11 protein-coding genes are annotated in these 14,412 nt (G+C 63.2%); 5 read left to right on the forward strand and 6 right to left on the reverse strand.

What is annotated here, in order from left to right:
- Positions 1-313 precede the first annotated feature (313 nt).
- The 4 genes from BSZ35_RS10100 (at position 314) to BSZ35_RS10115 (ending at position 8,230) form a co-directional block, all read left to right on the forward strand.
- A complete protein-coding gene (locus tag BSZ35_RS10100; RefSeq protein WP_105012314.1) occupies positions 314-3,232 on the forward strand; it encodes a TonB-dependent receptor in 2,919 nt (972 codons plus the stop codon).
- 111 nt (positions 3,233-3,343) lie between these two features.
- Positions 3,344-5,104, forward strand: a complete 1,761-nt coding sequence (locus BSZ35_RS10105) for a fibronectin type III domain-containing protein (RefSeq protein ID WP_105012315.1) — start codon at positions 3,344-3,346, stop codon at positions 5,102-5,104.
- 354 nt (positions 5,105-5,458) lie between these two features.
- The gene (locus tag BSZ35_RS10110; RefSeq protein WP_258096185.1) at positions 5,459-7,210 is read left to right on the forward strand and encodes a sialidase family protein; all 1,752 of its coding nucleotides are present in this window, start codon (positions 5,459-5,461) and stop codon (positions 7,208-7,210) included.
- 186 nt (positions 7,211-7,396) lie between these two features.
- On the forward strand, positions 7,397-8,230 hold the full coding sequence (locus tag BSZ35_RS10115; RefSeq protein ID WP_105012316.1) for a hypothetical protein: 834 nt from the start codon (positions 7,397-7,399) through the stop codon (positions 8,228-8,230).
- Between the two features lie 26 nt (positions 8,231-8,256).
- Here the strand turns inward: BSZ35_RS10115 and BSZ35_RS10120 are convergent, their stop codons facing one another.
- The 5 genes from BSZ35_RS10120 to BSZ35_RS19535 all read right to left on the reverse strand — a co-directional run bounded on the left by BSZ35_RS10120 (position 8,257) and on the right by BSZ35_RS19535 (position 11,628).
- The gene (locus tag BSZ35_RS10120; protein WP_105012317.1) at positions 8,257-8,742 is read right to left on the reverse strand and encodes a GNAT family N-acetyltransferase; all 486 of its coding nucleotides are present in this window, start codon (positions 8,740-8,742) and stop codon (positions 8,257-8,259) included.
- 168 nt (positions 8,743-8,910) lie between these two features.
- A complete protein-coding gene (locus BSZ35_RS10125; RefSeq protein WP_105012318.1) occupies positions 8,911-9,345 on the reverse strand; it encodes a hypothetical protein in 435 nt (144 codons plus the stop codon).
- A 260-nt stretch (positions 9,346-9,605) separates the two neighbouring features.
- Complete coding sequence (locus BSZ35_RS10130) at positions 9,606-10,334, reverse strand: DUF72 domain-containing protein (protein ID WP_105012319.1); 729 nt, start codon at positions 10,332-10,334, stop codon at positions 9,606-9,608.
- A gap of 34 nt (positions 10,335-10,368) precedes the next feature.
- Complete coding sequence (locus BSZ35_RS10135) at positions 10,369-11,163, reverse strand: DNA-formamidopyrimidine glycosylase family protein (protein WP_105012320.1); 795 nt, start codon at positions 11,161-11,163, stop codon at positions 10,369-10,371.
- 294 nt (positions 11,164-11,457) lie between these two features.
- The gene (locus BSZ35_RS19535) at positions 11,458-11,628 is read right to left on the reverse strand and encodes a hypothetical protein (RefSeq protein WP_181149280.1); all 171 of its coding nucleotides are present in this window, start codon (positions 11,626-11,628) and stop codon (positions 11,458-11,460) included.
- Positions 11,629-11,969: 341 nt separating this feature from the next.
- Between BSZ35_RS19535 and rpsT the strand changes: the two genes are divergently transcribed.
- Complete coding sequence (gene rpsT / locus BSZ35_RS10140; protein WP_272483062.1) at positions 11,970-12,260, forward strand: 30S ribosomal protein S20; 291 nt, start codon at positions 11,970-11,972, stop codon at positions 12,258-12,260.
- A gap of 116 nt (positions 12,261-12,376) precedes the next feature.
- On the opposite strand, the gene BSZ35_RS10145 is transcribed toward rpsT, so the two are convergent.
- The gene (locus tag BSZ35_RS10145; protein ID WP_105012322.1) at positions 12,377-14,299 is read right to left on the reverse strand and encodes a TonB-dependent receptor plug domain-containing protein; all 1,923 of its coding nucleotides are present in this window, start codon (positions 14,297-14,299) and stop codon (positions 12,377-12,379) included.
- Positions 14,300-14,412 lie beyond the last annotated feature (113 nt).

Below are 14,412 nucleotides of genomic sequence, written 5' to 3' on the forward strand. Positions count from 1 at the left end.
TCGTTCTCACGTCCCTACCCACACGAGGCCGACGGACGCAGTTCCTCCCGTCCCTGGTATACATACGGCGATTTCCGTTATTCAGAGCCGATTGCAGCTCCCGTGATCCCGACCGTTTGAGCCAGCTCTTGTATTACACTGCTCAAAGGGGATCATAATCATATCGAAAAACAGCCATTCTCGAATGCTAATCTGGGCTTGCTATCTACAGGGTGTTCGGGCTGGGTCTTCATGTTGCCCGGAACGGAGGAGCGCACGCCCGCACTCCTTCCGTCGAATGCCCCGTGTTTTTTTGAGCAAGCCTTGATTGCACATGCGTCAGTCCTACCATCGCTTCCTTTGTTCACTCCTTCCCCTCCTGGCCGTTGCTCTCCTCGGTCCCGTCGTCGGCCATGCCCAATCGACGGGCATCGTGCAGGGACGGGTCGTGGACGCAGCGGACGGCACACCGCTTCCCGGGGCCAACGTCGTGGTCGACGGCACGACGCTCGGAACGTCCACAGGCCAAAACGGCCGCTTCGAATTGCGGAACGTCCCGGCCGGCTCGCAGACCCTGACCGTTTCGTACGTGAGCTACCAACAGAAGAGCCAAACGGTCGAGGTCGAATCGGGAGCAACGATAACCGTCACTCTTGAAATCGAGAGCCGGGTGCTTGAAGGAGGAGAGGTCGTCGTGACCGGCCTGCGCGGCAGCCAGTTCCGGTCCGCAACCCAGAAAAAGCAGTCGATCAACATCGTAGATGCCCTGGCGGCCGACCGCATCGGCAACCTGCCCGAAAAGAACGTGGCGGAGGCCGTGCAGCGCCTACCGGGCATCGTAATGCGCAACGACCGCACGGAGGGGCGCTTCGTGTCGATTCGCGGCGGGGCGGCCAACCTCAACAACGTAACGCTTAACGGCAACACGCTCGCGTCGACCGCCGGTTCGCGCGCCACGGCCCTCGACCTGCTCCCGGCCGAGATGGTCTCGAACGTAGAAGTCACCAAAGCCGTGACGCCGGACATGCCGGCCAACGCCATCGGCGGATCCGTCAACATCTCGACGCTGACCGCCTTTGACCGCGAGGGAGCCTTCGCTTTCGGGTCAATCCGCGGCCTCCAACACGATCAGCAGGTGCCCTCGTTTGAGACGGCGTTTCCGTTCCGCGCCAACCTCACGGCCGGCACCCAGGTAGGCCCGAACGACAACATTGGCCTACTCGTCTCCGCCAGTGGCTCGCGTCGCGACTTCACGACCTCGGGCCTCAAGGCTGAGAACTGGAACTGGGCCAATGAGGAGGACCTGCCCACGACCAACGTCCCGGAAGGATTCGAGCAAGTCGTCGAGCGCAACAAGCGAAGCCGCTTTGCTCTGAACACGAGTTTCGACTGGCGGCCCACCGACCAGACCTCCGGTTTCGTACGGCCGTACTTCACCTACACCGACGAGGCGGGCATCGACAATGAATTGGAGTACGTGCTGAAGGGAGGCGAGGACGCCGGACCGACGATCACCGAGAACGGATCGCGGTTTCCCGCCGGCTACGGCTCCGTGGACCTCAGCCGCACCGACGAGGAAGAGTCGCTCTGGGGCACCAATGTGGGATTTGAGCACCGCTTCGGCAGTGCCCTCACGTGGTCGGCCAGCGGCACCTACTCGCGCGGCTACCTTGAGCGGGGCGGCCCGGACGGCGAATTCCAGACGCCCGGCGAGGACAGCGTGAACCCGCAGGCCTCCGGCGTGGCCGACATGACCAACTTCCTCTTCAACTTCTATCCGGAGAATCCGCAGTATATCGGCGACGCAAGCAACTACACGGCCAACCCCGTCGACGTCGAGTATCAAGAAAACACGGAGAACACCTACGCGGCGAAAACCGACGTCCGCCTTCCGTTCGAATTCGGCGCGCTCCCGGGCTACCTCAAGGCGGGCGGCCAGATTGAGATGCGGGACAAGTCGGTGGACGCGGCTGACATCGAGTTCAACTACGCGGGCGACGGCAGCCTCTCACTGGCAGACTACGCGGCTCCGAGTGTGCAAACGGTGCAGGTAGGCAATAGCCTCTTCCCATTTGCGGATACGGAGGCCTTCGCCAACGATTTCCTCAACAACGTCTGCCAACCCCCGGGCAACCGACTCTCAGGCGACCGCACCTGCCAAAACCCCGACAGCCCGTACGAGATCAACACGGAGGAAGTCCAGACGGAGGACGTGGAGAACGACTCCGAGAATGAAGAGAGCATCTACGCGGGGTACGCAATGGCCTCGGCCGAATTTGGTCCCCTGACGGCCCTTGCGGGCGCCCGAATCGAGTACACGTCCACCTCCTCCACCCGCTTCCAGCTCCTAGAAAACGACAACACGGGTAACCTCACCACCACCAGCCAGACCTTCGACAATTCCTACACCGACGTGCTGCCCTCGGTGCACCTCACGTTTGAGGCCACCGACAACCTCCAGTTCCGCGGCGCCTGGACCAACACCCTTGGACGTCCGGACTACGAGAAGCTGTCCTCGTTCAGCGAGGTCACCGTAGAGGGCTCGGAGGCGGAGGTGATTGAAGGGAACCCGAACCTGAAGCCCTTCAAGGCCATGAATGTCGACCTCACCGCCGAATATTACTTCTCCGACGGCGGACTCGCGTCGGTGGCCGGCTTCTACAAACAGATTGACAATCCGATCTACCGGTTCACCGAGACGGAAACGGACGTATCAAACCCCTTCGGCGACGGCCGGACGTTCAATCGCGTCCAGCGCACGCAGGAGCGAAACGCGGACTCGGGCTCGGTGCTGGGCCTGGAGGCCACCTACCAGCAGTCGTTCACCTTCCTGCCCGCCCCGCTCAACGGCCTCGGCCTCAATTCGAACCTCACCGTCACGGACTCGGAGGTTGACGTGCCCAATCGCGGCGACCTGCCGTTCTTCCAGCAGGCCGACCTGGTGTACAACATCGTGCCGTACTTCCAAAAGGGCGGCTTCGAGGCCCGCGTCGCGATCAACTACCGCGGCGACTACCTCCTGTCGCTGAGCGAGTTTGCGGTAAACGACACCTACGTGGCCGAACGGACGACGGTGGACTTCAATGCCAGCTACCAGCTTGAGGGGCTGATCGGCAATCCTGAGCTGCTGGTGCAGGTCGAGAACGTGACGAATGAGCCGGAGGTTGAGTACGCCGGGGGCGATACGAATCGCCTCTCCAGTCACTACCTGAGCGGCCGCGCCGTAGCCATCGGCCTTTCGATGGAATTCTAGACCTCTCGCCCCGTCCCGGCCCTCTCCCCCGCGCCCCCTTCCTGCACGTTCGGGGGAAGGGGACGCGTGTTTTGTTCCCCTTCTCCGCCTCGTTCACAAGCGATCGATCACATGCCTCCCCCCAACGCTCGCCTGCTTTTCCTTACGACGCTCGTCCTTCCGATCGGTCTGTTGGCGGCCGCCTGCTCGACGCCGTCCTCTGGCTCGTCGAACGCTGAGAAGCCCGATTCTTCCTCGACGGAGGCGGCGACGCTCCCCTCCACGACGCCCAGCCCCTACCCGGACCGCATCGTGCTCAGCTGGGAAGAAGACCCGGCCTCTTCCCTCAGCGTCACGTGGCGCACCGACAGCACGGTTACGGACGCCAAGGCTCAGATCGCCCCCGCCCTCGGCGCCCCCTCGTTCTACACGAAGGCCAAAACCGTGGACGCGGAGACGCAGGACCTCCACACGCACAAGGTCACCGGCGAGCACGTGAACGCCAAGTACCACTCCGTCACCTTCGACGGCCTGATGGCCGACACGCTTTACGCCTACCGCGTGGGCGACGGCACACACTGGAGCGAGTGGTTCCACGCGCGCACCGCCAGCCGGCAGCCGGAGCCGTTCAGCTTCGTCTACGTGGGTGACGCGCAGAACAACGTGCGCTCGCACTGGTCGCGCCTCCTCCGCCAGGCCTATGCCGACGCCCCGACCATCGACTTCATGATCCACGCGGGCGACCTCGTGAACAATGCCCACCGGAACGTGGAGTGGGGTCACTGGAACGCGGCCGGCGGCTGGATCCAGAGCATGGTGCCGAACGTGGCGGTGCCGGGCAACCATGAGTACGGAGGCTACCGCTCCTGGCACGCGCGCGATACCTTCCGGGTGGAGGTAGAGGCCACTGGACAGAAAATGACTGGAACTATTCTGGAGCCGGACGGCAATCCGGAACCGCTGGAGGCCAGTAGCAGCGCCGATCCATCCGCCGACTCGTATCCCGCCGGCGGTTGGGACTACAACGTCGACAACGGCGAGTACGTGGGCACGCTTGAGATTGACGGCGACAGTTCCGGATACAGCGCGACCCTCGTGAACGAGGACGGGGACGAGTTCCCACTCCAGAACGTGGCGGTCGACGGCAGTACACTCACCGGTCATTTCATGATGGAGGTGGAGAAGGAGAGCCCGGAGAAGCTGTCGATCCACTGGCACCCGCAGTTTACCCTTCCCAAGAATGGACCGGAGGGGATGGAGGAGACGGTCTACTCCCTCGACTATCAGGGCATGCGCATTATCGCCCTGAACTCCAACATTCGGGACTCCTCGCGCCTCGCACGGCAAACCCAATGGCTGGAATCAACCCTCCGAAAGACGGCGCAAAACGACGATATCCGCTGGACCGTCGCGACCTTTCACCACCCCATGTTTTCGTCGGGCGAAGGGCGGAGCAACGCGGCACTCCGTGACCGGTGGACGCCTCTCTTCGACGAGTACAACGTGGACCTCGTGATGCAGGGCCACGACCATACCTACGCCCGCGGCCGGCTCGAAAACCTGGAGCAGGGCGTAAACGCCCGGTCGCCGAAGGGCGGCACCGTGTACGTCAACTCCGTAAGCGGGGCGAAGATGTACGAGATCAAACCCGACCGCTGGGAGGACTTCGACGGCATCGAGATGGAGCGCGGCGCCGAAAACACGCAGCTCTATCAGGTGGTGCGCGTCCAGCAGGACACGCTGAAATTTCGCTCCTACACGGCAACCGGACAGCCGTACGACGCCTTCGACCTCGTCCAGCGTCAGGGCGCGCCGAACGAGATGATCGAGCGGCCGCCCGCGAATACGGACGAGCGGATGCACGAAAACACGCTCGATTACATGCGGCCATAGTGCCGAGCCCCCTCCCTTCCTGATTCCAGCAGACGGCCTTTTGCCTCTGTTCACCGGCTCCCTCGGCGACACACGACGCTCGCCGGGGGAGCTGTGGTTGTGTTGGAAACTGCGAGTGCTCTTCCCCGCGCCGACTTCACGGTCGAACGTGTAGTGGAGCCCTGTGCTGTTGCAAGATTAGGCGCAGGACCGACGGTTGCACCGGGGGCATCCTCTAAAACGGCCTGCCTCCTCCTTGTAGCGCCGTTGGCGTCCAATGGCGCTGCGAAGAGGCCTCCCTTACGTCCGGCGAAGAATCTCGCAATCTAATGCTGCTTCACTGACTGTCTTCCCCCTTCACACTCACGAGCTACGATGACCCATTCGATTCGATACTTCCTGTTTCCTCCGTCCCTGGTTTTGCTGGGGGCCCTCCCCCTTCTTACCGGCTGCGGCGCCGGGGCCGACGAGTCCCCCAAGATGGAGGACGTGTCGCCCGCCCGCCAGACCGCCTTCCGCGTGCGCTCGGACGCCGACGTAGGATTGAATGCCGACGCGGGATGGGCGGGCCCGCTCAACGAGCCCGCCACCCTGCCGGTCGAGGCTCCGTTTCGGCTTCGGTTCGAGGTGGAGACGCCCCTGGACGCGCCGTTCGTCGAGCGCTTTCGGCTGCAGTACCGCCGCAACGGCGGGGCCTGGCGCCCGGTCCTAACCGCCGATTTTCCCTATGCTACCTCGGAGGTGACCCCTCGGGTGAGCGTAACCTCCACCGCCGCCTACGAGAATCTGGCAGACGCCACCGACTTGCTCGACGGATCGACGGCGTCGTATGCGGGTGGCAAGGGCGTGCGTCTCTCCGGTCAGGGTCCCGCTCTCCCGGATCACGGCGTGCAGAGCGAGTGGGAGTGGCCGCTGGTCATCCGACGGTACGCGGACGGCGCCGCGACGAACGAGGACGGCGACACGTTCGAGTTTCGAATGGTGGACGTAAAGGGGCGTCCGCTGGCCGCCGAATCGACGCCTAAGATAACGGCAACCATTCCCCCCCGGCTGCTGGGCGGCACCTATCCCGAAACGCCGGGCCGCCTCGGCCCCTGGGAAATGTCCGACGGCAGCCTCTACTTTCTCATGGAGCCGGCGGAGTCCTACAACAAGCTGATGACGGTCAAGTCGACTGACGGTGGGGACACGTGGCGGGAGGTCGACGGCGCCCACCGACCCGCGTCGGGCGACCTGGAGGGGTTCGCCTCCGCCGTCCACGACGGCACCATTCACATGCTCCACCAGATCGACGCCGGGGTCCTGCACCACTCCTTCCGGACGACGGACCACCCGAACAATCCGGACAGATGGGCCGTGCGGGACGACACGGTCGCAACGCCCGGCGAGCCGCCCGTACAGGTTGCATCGATCACTGCCCGATCGGACGGGAGTCTCGTCGGGATTTACGGCGGGCCGGAGCACATCCACTACACGATCCGCAGCCCCGACGGCACGTGGGGCGAGGAAACGACAATCCCCAGCGAGACGGGCGATCCGCTGTCGGGTCCGCAGTCGGTGCGCGGGACGGATGACACGGTGCACCTTGCCTACACGCGCCGCGACGGCACGGCCTGGTATCGTCGCATCCGCCCGGACGGAAGCCTCTCGGCCCCTCAGCAGATCTCCTCTAAGCTGGGAACTGCGGAGACAGACGTCGGCTCCGTCCTCCCCCTCGTGCACCTTCCGGAGACGAACACAACGGCCATTCTCTACCGTCGGGCGGACAGCACCCTGTGGGCACGTCGGGCAGACGCCGACGGCCAGTTGAGTGCCCCCGTCCAGGTCACCGAGCGCGCCGTCGTACAGAACGCGGCCGACTCCGACCAGGTAGGGGCCGATGCCGTTGCCATCGGCTCGTCGATCCACGTCTTGTTCATCGAGAACGGGACGGGCCACCTCTACCACACCCGCAGCGACACCGCCGGCACCTGGACCCCCGCCACGCTGCAGGTCGACAGTGTGAACGCACAGTGGGTCCGCGGGCAACCGGTGCGGCAGGGACGCGCGTACGGCTACGTGTACGACGCTGGGTCGAACGGCGGGTCGGGGATGAACTGGTACGGCGAGGTGCCGGTGGGCGAGTAGTGACAACATCCGACCGTAGCGATTCTTCGGCTCAACGGCTCCCTCCGCGTTCGCCGGGGGAGCCGGGTCTATTTCTGTCCTTCCCCCAACTGTCCGACGCCATAATCCAATCTGTTGTGATTCCCAATCCTCCTTTAAATATTGGGAATCATCATTTCCTCCTGACGATCCTTTCCCCTCTCCCTCATGTCTAAGTGGAAGTTATCGCTCTACGGGTGGTTGAGCTTCCTCTCGTTTCCCGTTGCGTTCTTCAGTACCATCGGAGTGGTGTACCTCGTGTTTGGGAGCTACGTCGAGCCGCTCGTGTCTTCGACTCCATTTCCCGAACCCTACCTCCCGCCGATTATCTTCGTGGTGACCCTTGCGTTGGGGCTCTATGGGATGAAGGTGTTCAACTCGCGCTCAACCCGCGTTCGCCAGAACTTGTGGAAGAAGGCAAACCTCCACCCGACCAGCGAGAACGAATCTACGGGCACCGTGCGCGGATGCACGGTTCGCGCTCGCCCAGACACATGGCAAGACTCGGTCGGGGACGGGAACTCCTCCGCCACAACCGTCGAGGCCGAGATGGGCCAACCGGTCGACGAAGGGGCCGTCGTCGACTTTGCTCCCAGCCAGAAGGTTCAGTCCCTCGCCGAAACAAACCCGACGTTCGTCTTCGAGGAGGACGAGGATCTCGCCGTGGTGGGGGAATCGGAGGCGTGTGTCCAGGCGCTCCTCTCCGGGCGCGCCCGAGAGGCCCTGCTCGAACTCGACACCATCGGGAAGCTCCGCGTCGGCAAGTCCAGCAATCTGATTGCCGACCCCGTCGGGAACGCCCTGGAGTCGCTGTTTGGCGAGGACGCCGCCGAATCGGGACTCGGCGGCGACGCCTCGACGGTCACCCATCAGCTGAAGGGACTGATCCTCGATCCCGATAAACTCAAACGTCAGATCGACGCCGTGGCCGTGGTCGCGAATGCGTTCGAGAGCGCTACTGTCGAATCTCAGGACGAGTCCCACGACCCCGACAGGACATAAAACGGCCGCTCGCCTTGAGTAAAATGTCAGAGGCGGCGGTACATCACGTGGGCATCAACCAACCCCTTCTCCGCGTGGTCAAAGACCTCCGGCAACGTACCCACGATATCGAAGCCCATCTTCTTCCACAGGTGAACGGCCGCCTCATTGGTGGCCACGACGAGGTTGTACTGCATGGCCTCATACCCAAGCCGTCGCGCCGCCTTTAGTGAGTGCTCGCACAGGGCCTGCCCGATGCCCTGCCCCCGCGCGTCGGCGCGCACCATGTATCCCGCATTGCAGACGTGGGCGCCCCGACCCGGCTGATTGTCCTTGAGATAGTACGTGCCAACAATCGCCCCCTCGCGTTCGGCGACGTAGCACGCCCGCGGGTCGTCCATCCAAAGCCGCAGGCCCTCCGCTTTCTCGATATCGGACGGATAGGCGTAGGTAGTGCCGTCCGAGACCACGTCGTGGAAGAGGGTCCAGATGGCGTCGCGATCCCGACACTGGGCGCTGCGAATGTTGAGCATGAACGAGTGTTGCTGTATTGCGCACAGAAAATGCCTTCCAATCCCGGAATTCTTGAGGCTGTCGAACGGGCCTGATCTTCGCTCGCACGACTCAACAAGGACAATCCTGACGACGAATGACGGGAAGCATCCCAGAAATGTGGCTCTCCCCCAGGCCGAATGAACGAATCAGGCAATCAGGTGCTCGGCAAGATAGAGCCAATAGCCTAACGCGAAAAGCTCCACCCCAGCGAAGAACATTGCTAAACGTCCCTCCACATCATCTTTCAACGGTAAGGACCATATGAGCAGATAGCCCGGCGAGAGAAAAAGAAGGATTCCCAGAACATAAACGAACCAGTCCATATCTCTGGCAATCACCTGTTCTTCCCTCAGTAGCTTCACGCTGACCGTGTTCTCCAGAATTGCTGTCGTTCGAGTCACCAACGAATCATCCGACTCAATTCGCTTGGCGAGGTAATCGGGAACATTGAATTTCCGGAGGTGCCATTTCTTCTCGCCCGAAACTTGACGGGCATAGACGACGAGATCGCTGGGCTGCTCCACCGGACTGAATGCGTAAAGAAGCGCCTCTCCCCCCTGGGACGTCTCAGGCACCTTCATGACCCGAGTAGGGACATACGTTTCTCCTACCGTACTGGGAAGCGAAACGTCAACCGCAATGAGGAGAGCAAGAGCGAGACTTGGATACGCCAAGTAGCGAAGTACCCGAGGCAGGTACTTCCTCAGGTATTTCCTGTAGTCGATCTTGTAGAACCGCCTACGACTTCTCCATCGGTCGTGGTGACTCATCGGGGTCCCGGCCAGGGCCTGGTCCAGAATTATCAGTTCGGAGATTCAGCAGCGAACCCGGGGACGCCTCTCTACGCCGAACACCGGGCCCGCAGCCGCTGCGCGTCGTGCGGGGCGTGGCCCTCGCCCGCCGTGTTGTTGAAGAAGACGTACACGTCGCGCCCCTCTGCCCGCCACTCGGCAACAGCGTCTGCCCACTCATCGAGCGCGGCATCGGTGTACCGCCCGCGGTACGCCTCGCCGGCTCCATGCAGCCGCACGTACACGAAATCGGTCGTCACGGTGCGGAGGGTAGACCGGTCGCCGTAGTCGTAGATGCAGAACGCGGCGTCGTGGGCCGCCAGCGCCTCGGTCGTCCCCTCATTCAGCCACGTCGGGTCCCGAAACTCGAAGACGTGCCGATGCTCGTCGTCGAGCACCGCGAGAAAGTTGTGCAGGCGCTCCAGATTCTGATGCCAGTTCGGCGGGCACTGAAAAAGAATCGGCCCCAAGGCATCGCCGAGCGGCTCGACGTTCCGATAGAGGTTTTGGATCGGCTCCTCGGGATCCTTCAGCTTCTTGAAGTGGGTAATGTACTGGTTGGCCTTGACGACAAACGTAAAGTCGTCCGGCGTCTGCTCACGCCAGTTGTGGAGCGTCTCTTCATCGGGGCTCTGGTAGAAGGTGTTGTTGACCTCGACACTGCCGAACGTGTCGGCGTAGAACGAAAGGCGATCGCTCTGCGCGAGGTCGTCGGAGTAGAAGCGGCCAGCAAACGCGTCGTGCTGCCAACCGGAGGTTCCGATGTGAAGCTGGGACATGGGACACAGGGGAATGAGAAAAGCAGAGGAGCGGTTACGCCGGCGGCGACTGCCGAGCGGGAGAGAAGTAGGCCGTGCGCCCCGAGACCTGTTCGGTTTCGAGCGGCACACCCGTGTCCGGGCATCGTTCGTCGCCGTAGCGGTGGGGAAGCATGAAGCGCTCCGGATCCAGCGCCGTGGGATCGGACTCCACGTCGATCGCTGCGTCGAGGACGACCTGGATGGCGTCGTAGAGGCTCCGCAGGTTGGCCTCCGAGAGTTCGGGCACGGTCGTGGCCGGGTGGATGCCCTCCTGGTACAGTGCTTCGTCGGCGTAGATGTTGCCGAGGCCGGCCACCACTTGTTGGTCCAGCAAACGGCCCTTGATGCTGCCGCGACGGCCCTCCAGTTGCTCAAGGAATGCCTCTACGTCCACCCGGCGGGCATCCGGCCCCAGTTCTTTTTCTTCCAGGAAGGCCTCCGGCGTATCGATGAGGCGCACGCGGGCAAACTTGCGCGGGCAGACGAATGCGAGGTGCCCCCCGTCCTCGAAGTGCAATTGGATATACGCGTACTCGGACGGATCACCATTCTCTACGATTTCCACTTTGCCCGTCATGCCGAAGTGGAAGGCCAGCCAGCCGGTCTCGTCCCCGTACTTTGCGAAGACGTGCTTGCCGTGGCGGTGCGTCTCCGTCAGTGTCTGTCCGGAGAGGACCTCGTCGAACCGGTGGGGCTCCACGCCAGCGAGGATGCGCGGGTCGACGACGTTGGTCTGTGCAATCTTCCGGTTCAGGGCTCCGTCGGCGATGCGGCGCCGGTAGACGACATTGTCGGGCAACTCGGGCATGGAGTGTGGAAGTGTGAATGTCTGGACGTATGGAGGACGGGAGGCCTATAGCCACAATTCCCGCAGGCCTTTACGACCAACCGCCGCCAGGCTTCCACGTCCTCGTCCCCGATCGCGCCCAGTTGAGCAAAAATAAAAATGCCCGCCTCTTCCGGGGAGGAGAGAGGCAGGCGTGAGATCGCGTTTCTCGAACGGGTTGATTACGGTCGCTTCGGTAATCCTCGCTCTGCAGAGCAAGTGACGCCGGTGAACCCATTCGTCGCGACGGAGCACTGCTATACGAACGCAGTGTCCTCAGCAATTTTCCGACTGCAGACGACGATCCGCCGCCCCCTCGCGGAGCGGGCGATCGTCCCGGGTCAAATCGGCTGCACGGCGGGACGAAACGCCCCGGTTGTGAGCCAGAATGCGCCGGCGACGCCAGGCGCGGCGGGGAGTCGGAAGCGTGGGAAAGAACGCGTTCATGTAACATCATCGGGTGGTTCGGGAAATCAGTGAGGACCGGCGAGCCGTGGCCCGTCCGATCGCGCCTTCAGACCCCCAAGGACGACCCTGAGTTTTCAAGCTTTCGTGGAGGAAGCGATTCCGTCACACAAAGGTATCACAGATTGAGCCGAAAACCGCTTCCACGTCCCGGCATCGTCCCAACGAGATGCCTACAAGCCCAAGGGCCTCCGCTTCTCAACCAACCAATTCACAAACGGAGGCTTTCGGTTTGATTTTCTATTGCATCGGGAACCTTTCCCCTGCGCGGAATCTTGTGTGTTCATTGCGACTCGCCCACATCCCTGTGGACGAGCACGACCATAACAAGCTCACCGACCCCAGCGACACACACCATGCCCACGCACAAATCGGCCAAGAAGCGCGTTCGCCAGAACGAAAAGCGACGCAAGCAAAACCAGTCCCGAAAGACCCGCGCCCGAACCAAGATCAAGAAGCTCAAGTCCACCGATGACCCGGAGGCCGCACGGGAGCTCCTGAACGACGTAAAGGGCGACCTGGACGGCCTCGCGGCGAAGGGCATCATTCACAAGAACCGCGCCGCCCGAAAGAAGAGCAAGCTGGAGAAGTACGTGGACAACCTCGACGCGTAGGCGCTGCTATCATTGCTCGGTACGAGCAGCCGTCCCCGTAGCGCCGTTGACGCCCAACGGCACTACGGGTCCAGCTCTTTTCCGATGGCAGAGGACCCCCTGCCCCTGCATGTCCTCTACAGCTGCACCGACGCTCCCACCAGCAGCGTGCGGTTTGGCATCGGCGCATCGAAGATCTCACTGTACTGCCGGTCGAATGCGTTGCGCACCTCGGCAGAGAGCGTCGTGCGCGCCCCGCCAAGCCGCGTCTGGTAGGCCAGCCGCGAATGCACTACGCCGTACCGGTCGGTCGCCAGTCCGATATCGGTCAGGCGGTCCCTCCACGTCCCCTGCAGGCTCACGGTGACCGCGCCCACCGTCATCGCGGCGCTTCCCTGCACGTGATGCCGGGCACTGTTGAGCCCGTATTTGTAGGCCGTCGTCGGGCGCTGGGCGTCCAGCGTGGCGTCGAGGAATGTGTACGCCGCGCTGAGCCGGACTCCCGCAGGACCCATCTGCCGATCGAACGTCATTTCCGTTTCGAGTCCCGTGGTCGTGGTCCGGTCAAGGTTTCGGGCCACAAAAACGGCTTCCCGCCGGAGGTAGTCGATGGCATTCTCGGTAGATCGATGGAAGCCCGTCACCGAAAGCGACAGGTTGGCGGGCATCTGCACATCGGCCCCCACCTCGCCCGACCACGCCGTCTCAGCGTCGAGATTCTCGTTGCCCTGATTGGTGGGCGAGTCGATGAAGCGCTCCAGGTAGTTGGGCGCCCGCACGACGCGGCCACCGCCGGCCCGGAGTGTGGCGGCACCCAGGTCATAGGCCACGTAAAGCTGCGGCGTCGGCTCCACGCCATAGACCGGGTCGTAGTCGAGACGCGTGCTCTGATTCACGGTGAGGCGCGAGGTGGCCTGCCAGCGCAGGCTGACGAACGTGCCCACCGATGCGTCGCGGTGTACGCCGTCCCGATTGCTGTCCACGCCCCGTACGCCGCCCGATGCTCCGCCGGTTACGTGCACGGTCCCCCACGTGCGGGAAGCCTGTCCCTGCACGTTCAGCATACGGCTGATGTGCCGATTGGGGCCGACTGCCGGGTTGTACGTGTACCGGTCTCGATGCTGCTTGCCCGCAATCTGGACTTGCCAGGGCGTCTCTGCGTCATGTGCGCTTGCCAGTCGGCTCTGAAGCCAGAAGGTCGACGTCGCCTCCCGGGCGCGGTCGGAGGCAAAGTCGGTGTAGAAGTGATACGCCCCAAACTCACGGTCGTCCACGCCGGCGCGGGCATAGAAGGTTGCGTCGCCCACGTTTCGGCTCACCGCCGCGGTTGCCGCGCGGCGGTGGAAGTCGGTCTGCACCGTACTCGACAGCCCATCCGACTCGGCGGCGGACACCGTCTGCCCGTCGCTGCCCTGTACCGAGGCCGCCGCGCTCACCGTCGTGTTCGCCCCCACGTCGCGGGCCGCGCCGCTCACGTCGTAGAAATTGTTCTTCCCATAGCGCCCATCGACGCGCGCCGCGAGGCCCGTGTCCGGCATCCGGCCACTGCGAAGGGCAGTTTTGGTGATGAGGTGCACCACGCCGCCGAGGGCGTCGGGGCCGTAGAGGGCCGTTGCGGGGCCGTGCAGCACCTCCACCCGGGCGATTTCGGACAGCGGGACCGGCAAATCCATCAGGAAGTGACCGGTGTACGGATCGTTGATTCGGGCCCCATCCAGCAGCAGCAAAACGCCATTGAAGGTCGAGCCGCGCATCTTCAGGTCGCTCTGGACCCCGAACCCCCCCCGACTCTGCACGTCGACCCCGCCCACCACGTCGAGCAGTTGGTCAACGCTGTTGACGGAGAGGTTCTGAATGTCCCGCTGGGTGTAGATGCTCACCTGACGTCCCGTAGTCTGGGCCTCCGCAGCTACGCGAGTGGCCGTCACGACCACGCTGTCGGGCAGGTTCACTTCAAACGCCACGGCAGACGTATCGGTACTGGGCGAGGGCTGAGCCCGCACGCCCCCAACGATCAAGACAGCAATACTGAGAACAGCGAAAAGGCGATGGAATCGCATAGACGTTCGGAAAGTAATTCGACTCTACGCTACACGCACATCCACCAGCGCCCCGTCCCATCCCGCTGACCCCGGACGTGCACTCACAGCGCACGCTCGAATGCTGAGGATCG

The sequence above is a fragment of the Salinibacter sp. 10B genome (genome assembly GCF_002954405.1).
In the GTDB taxonomy this organism is placed as follows: domain Bacteria; phylum Bacteroidota; class Rhodothermia; order Rhodothermales; family Salinibacteraceae; genus Salinibacter.